We start from the raw sequence: 5,317 nt of genomic DNA, 5'->3' as shown, positions 1-5,317 counted from the left end.
CCCACAGCACCCGCACCAGCGGCGGAGGCGGAGCCTCGGGCGGCGGGGGCGGCGGCTCCGCACCCGCCAGCCGCACCGGCCACACCGGAGGCTCCCGCGGCGGCTCCGCCACGAACCGCGGCTCCGGCAACAACTCAGGAGGTGACCGGCGGTGACGATCGATGCCCAGTCGCACCCCATCGCGCCCCGTCGCACATATCTGATCGGGCGCCCCCGCCCGAACGCGGTCGTCGGCAAGAACCGCGAGACCGGCGAGATCGCACTGATCATCGGGGGCGCCTTCATCGGAATGATGTGCGGCCTGCTGGTGCAGGTGCTGATGTTCCGCATCGTCGCCCTGGTCGGCTTCCCGACCCTCGCCCTCGCCGCCGTGTACGTCCCGTACAACGGGCGGACGTTCTACCGGTGGTTCGAGATCAACCGCTCCTACAAGCGCAGCGTCCGTAAGGGCACCACCGCCTACCGCTCCGGCGCCGCGGAGGCCGGCACCCGCCTCGACGGCCGGGAGATCGAGGTCGGCCCGCCCCCCGGCATCGGCCGGATCAACTGGCTGGCCGCCCCCTTCGGCCCCGACGAGATCGCCGTGCTCCTGCACGCCGACCGCCGCACCGTCACCGCCGCCATCGAGATCGAGGGCCCCGGCGTCGGACTGCGCGACAGCGAGGACCAGGAAGCCCTCGTGGACCGGTTCGGCACCCTGCTCAAGCATGTGGCCAACGGCGACGGTTTCGTGACCCGTCTCCAGATCCTGGCCCGCACCCTCCCCGCCGACCCCGACGCGCACGCCAAGGACGTCGAGCGGCGCGGCGACCACCAGGCCCCCAACTGGCTGAAGGACTCCTACGACCAGTTGCAGTCCATGGTCTCCACCTCCTCCGAACAGCACCGCGCCTATCTCGTCGCCTGTATGCACTACACCCGCGACCTCGCCGCCGAGGCCCAGGCCATCGCGCGCGCCACCCGCCACAGCGGCGGCGGCCGCCGGCTCGACAAGGACGCGGGCCTGGCCGTGGTGATGGCCCGTGAGCTGACCGACATCTGTGCCCGGCTCGCCGAGGCCGACATCCGGGTGCGGCAGCCCCTGGGACAGGGGCGGCTGGCGTCGCTCATCCACTCCATGTACGACCCGGACCACCCCATCGACCACATCCAGGCGATGACCAAGCGGAACGCCTGGCCCGCCGAGCTGGACGCCATGGAGCCCACCTACCTCCAGGCCAAGACACGGGAGTCGAGCACCCGCGAGCCCTGGTGCCACTCCACGGCCTGGGTCAAGGAGTGGCCCATGACGCCCGTCGGGGTCAACTTCCTGGCCCCGCTGCTCGTCCACACCCCCGATGTCATCCGTACGGTCGCCGTCTGTATGGACCTCGAGCCCACCGAGGTCGCCATCGAGCGGATGCTCACCGAGAAGACCAACGACGAGGCCGAGGCCAGCCGCGCCGCGAAGATGAACCGCACCGTCGACCCGCGCGATATCGCCGCCCACGGCCGGCTCGACCAGCGCGGCGAGGATCTCGCCAGCGGCGCCGCGGGCGTCAACCTGGTCGGCTACATCACCGTGTCCTCCCGGTCCCCGGAGGCCCTCGCGCGCGACAAGCGGACCATCCGGGCCTCGGCGGGGAAGAGCTATCTCAAGCTGGAGTGGTGCGACCGCGAGCACCACCGGGCCTTTGTGAACACGTTGCCGTTCGCGACCGGCATCCGCCGATAGAGACGACTGGGACGACAGGGACGATAGGGGCTCCGCAGTGGCCGATCCGATGAGCGCCGTCACCGATGCGTTCACCAGCTTTCTGTTCGGAAAGGTGGAGACGACGCGGCTGCCCGTGCGCACCTCCACCGGCCAGGCGCAGGCCGTCTATCTGCCCACCGCGGCCCCCGGCCTCGGCGACTCCGGCGTGATCATCGGCCGCGAGGTGTACTCCGGCAAGGGCTATATCTACGACCCGTTCCAGCTCTACGGCCAGCAGTTGCCGGCCCCTCACTGGCTGGTGCTCGGCGAGTCCGGAAACGGGAAGTCGGCCCTGGAGAAGACCTACGTCCTGCGTCAGCTACGGTTCCGCGACCGCCAGGTGGTGGTGCTGGACGCCCAGGGCGAGGACGGGGTCGGCGAATGGAATCTCATCGCCCAGGAGCTGGGGATAACGCCTATCCGGCTCGACCCCATGGCGGCCCTGGACGGCGGTATCCGCCTGAACCCCCTGGACCCGGCGATCACCACGACCGGTCAGCTCGCCCTGCTCCGTACGATCATCGAGGTCGCGATGGGGCACGGGCTCGACGAGCGCTCCGGGTTCGCCCTGAAGGTCGCGCACGCCTACGTCAACGAGACCATCGTCGACCGCCAGCCGGTGCTGACCGACATCGTGGAGCAGTTGCGCCACCCCGAGGCGGATTCGGCGGCGGCGATGAACGTCGATATAGACGATGTACGGGCCTGGGGCCTCGATGTCGCCCTGGTGCTGGACCGACTGGTCGACGGCGATCTGCGCGGGATGTTCGACGGCCCCACCACGGCCGGAATCGATCTGGACTCACCCCTGATCGTCTTCGACCTGTCCCATATCGATCGCAACTCGATCGCGATGCCGATCCTGATGGCCATCGTGGGCGTCTGGCTGGAGCACACCTGGATCCGTCCCGACCGTAAGAAGCGCATCTTCCTGGTCGAAGAGGCGTGGCACATCATCAACTCCCCCTTCGTCGCCCAGCTCTTCCAGCGGCTGCTGAAGTTCGGGCGACGGCTCGGCCTGTCCTTCGTCGCCGTCGTCCACCATCTCTCCGACGTGGTCGACGGCGCGGCGGCCCGGGAAGCCGCGGCCATCCTCAAGATGGCCTCCACACGGACGATCTACGCCCAGAAGGCGGACGAGGCACGGGCCACCGGCCGCGTCCTGGGCCTGCCCCGCTGGGCCGTCGAGATCATCCCGACGCTCTCCCCCGGTATCGCGGTTTGGGACGTCAACGGCAACGTACAGGTCGTCAAACACCTCATCACCGAGGCCGAGCGGCCCCTGGTCTACACCGACCGGGCGATGACGGAGGACGGACTGGCCGTGCAGATGGCGGCCGAGGCGGAGGCCGAGGAGCGCGCCGCCGCGGCGATCGAGGCGGAAACCTACGGCGGGCCGTCGTACGGATCCACGGTGGCGTGAGATGGCAGCGGGACAGAACCACGGCGGGCCCGCGGAGCACGGAAGACCTCCGTCCGCGCAGGGCGGCATTCCGGACGGCCTGCTGATCGGCGCCATCGGCCTTCTGCTGGGCACGCTCGGCCTGATGTGGTCGGCGACCGGCCTGGCCGGGCTCTTCGCCCGCGGCGCCTGGCCGGACAACCTGACCTTTATGCGGACACCGGTGGCGCTGCGCCATCTGGTGCAGGAGCCCCAGGACCTGGCGGCGGCATGGCCCAGCACCCCGCAGGACCAGCTTTCGGGGTACGGGCTGTTCTGGGGCGTCTTCATCAGTGAGCTGATGGTGCTGATCGTGCTGACGATCTTCGTGATCGGCACGCTGGCCCGCTACCGGACGGTCCGCACCCAGCGCCGCATCGACCGCGCGGAGGCGGCGGAGGCGAAACGACTCGGCCTTACGGGCGCGGGCGCCGCCAAGGACGGCTTCGGAACCGGCAACGGTACGAGGCCGGAGCCGACCCCCGGCACCGAGGCGCCGCCCCCGCCTGCATCAGTCCCCGGAAGCGGCCCAGCGGCCCCAGGAGCCGCCTCCGGCCCCGCCGCCAGCCCCTCTGAGGGCTCCTCGGCCTCCCGGCCCGAGAGCGCCGCTCCAGGCCACCCCGTCGGGCCCCCCGCACCGGCCCCGGCCGAGGCGGTGACCGGCAACGGCCTCGTCGCGCCCGCCGCCGGTCACGCCCACGAGACCGTCGCCGCTGAGGCGGCCACCGGGACGGGCCACCAGCCGCAACCCCAGATCGCCGAGCAGAGGGCCCGCACGCAGGACGCCCCCACGGAGGACGCGACCACACCGCCCGCCCACGACGGCCTGTACGCCCCGCTCGGCCCCGACCCGGTGTCCGCTCAGCCGCTCCCCACCCCCCGCACCGACCCGCTGACGGCGGCCGGCCTCCCCGACTGCGAGTTGGACCAGTCCCGGGTCCTCTCCCGGGTCCTCTTCGGTGCCCAGCGCGGCGAGTCCGCGGCCCGCACCGTCCTGGAGGCCGTCGGCCCCGTCCTGGTCGTCACCAGCGATCCCGAGCTCTGGTCCATGACCAAGGACGCCCGCGCCAAGCTCGGCCCCACCCACGTCTTCGATCCGTCCCATCTGCTCGACACCCCCGCCCGGCTGCGCTGGAACCCGGCGTCGGACTGCGGCTCCCGCGATATCGCGGCCACCCGCGCCACCGCCCTCCTCGCCCCCGTACGGCCCATGCACGCCATGGACCGGCCCATGGCGGAAGCCGCGGAGACGATGCTCCGCTGCTGGCTGCACGCCGCCGCCGTGGACGGCCGGCCCTTCCGTCATGTGCACCGCTGGGCGCAGGGCAGTTCGGCCCACGAGCCCGTGAAGATCCTCCGTACGCATCCCAAGGCGGCGGGCGGCGCGGCCGGCGAGCTGGAGGCCACGCTCACGGCACACCGTGAACGCCGCGACATGGCCCAGGAGCTGACCGCCCGTGCCCTCGGCGCGCTGTCCTCGATCCACATCCGGGACGCCTGCAATCCGGGACGCGCCGACGCGCTCGCACTGGAGTCATTCGTCGCCGAAGGGGGAACGCTGTATCTGATGGGTGAGTCCATCGAGGACCCCCGAACCCATCCGGGTGCGATGCCCCTCTTGACCGCACTCGCCTCAGACGTGGTCGAGCACGGCCGGCGCATGGCCGAACGGTCATCCTCCGGTCGGCTCGACCCACCACTGACCCTCGTCCTGGACGACGTCGCCGCCGTAGCCCCGCTCCCGGCGCTGCCCGATCTCCTCACCCAGGGCGCGGCCCAGGGCCTGCCCACACTGGCTCTGATGCGCTCCCAGGAACAAGCCCGAGCCCGCTGGCCCCACCGCTCCCTGGTCGGCCAGTAGTCAGCCGGGCCGGCTGGCACGGACGGTCCCGGAGAACTCCCGGTCAGCCCTCTTCCGTGCTCGTGCACACGTGGGGACGGATATCGCGGCGAATAACAAGGCGAACGCAAAAAAGCCTCGGTCCCGAGCATTAAATGCTCGGGACCGAGGCTAAAAATTGTTCGGCGGTGTCCTACTCTCCCACAGGGTCCCCCCTGCAGTACCATCGGCGCTGAAAGGCTTAGCTTCCGGGTTCGAAATGTAACCGGGCGTTTCCCTAACGCTATGACCACCGAAACAC

The 5,317-nt window shown here is 70.8% G+C and carries 3 protein-coding genes and 1 rRNA gene; 3 read left to right on the top strand and 1 reads right to left on the bottom strand.

The window, feature by feature from the left end; translation table 11 throughout:
- Positions 1-157 precede the first annotated feature (157 nt).
- Genes KN815_RS46220 through KN815_RS46210 form a run of 3 tightly spaced genes read left to right on the top strand, consistent with a single transcriptional unit; the run spans position 158 to position 5,037 of the window.
- Positions 158-1,714 (top strand): SCO6880 family protein, encoded by a 1,557-nt coding sequence (locus tag KN815_RS46220; RefSeq protein ID WP_216347770.1) that lies wholly within the window; start codon positions 158-160, stop codon positions 1,712-1,714.
- A 37-nt stretch (positions 1,715-1,751) separates the two neighbouring features.
- Positions 1,752-3,158 carry an ATP-binding protein gene (locus tag KN815_RS46215; RefSeq protein ID WP_216347769.1) on the top strand — a complete coding sequence of 469 codons (1,407 nt, stop codon included), beginning with the start codon at positions 1,752-1,754 and terminating at the stop codon, positions 3,156-3,158.
- 1 nt (position 3,159) lies between these two features.
- On the top strand, positions 3,160-5,037 hold the full coding sequence (locus tag KN815_RS46210) for a type IV secretory system conjugative DNA transfer family protein (protein WP_216347768.1): 1,878 nt from the start codon (positions 3,160-3,162) through the stop codon (positions 5,035-5,037).
- Between the two features lie 159 nt (positions 5,038-5,196).
- On the opposite strand, the gene rrf is transcribed toward KN815_RS46210, so the two are convergent.
- Positions 5,197-5,313 (bottom strand): 5S ribosomal RNA (rrf, locus tag KN815_RS46205).
- Positions 5,314-5,317: the final 4 nt, after the last annotated feature.

The sequence above is a fragment of the Streptomyces niphimycinicus genome (assembly GCF_018883605.1).
GTDB classification, from domain to species: Bacteria; Actinomycetota; Actinomycetes; order Streptomycetales; family Streptomycetaceae; genus Streptomyces; species Streptomyces niphimycinicus.
This window is presented reverse-complemented; position numbering and strand designations above follow the sequence as displayed.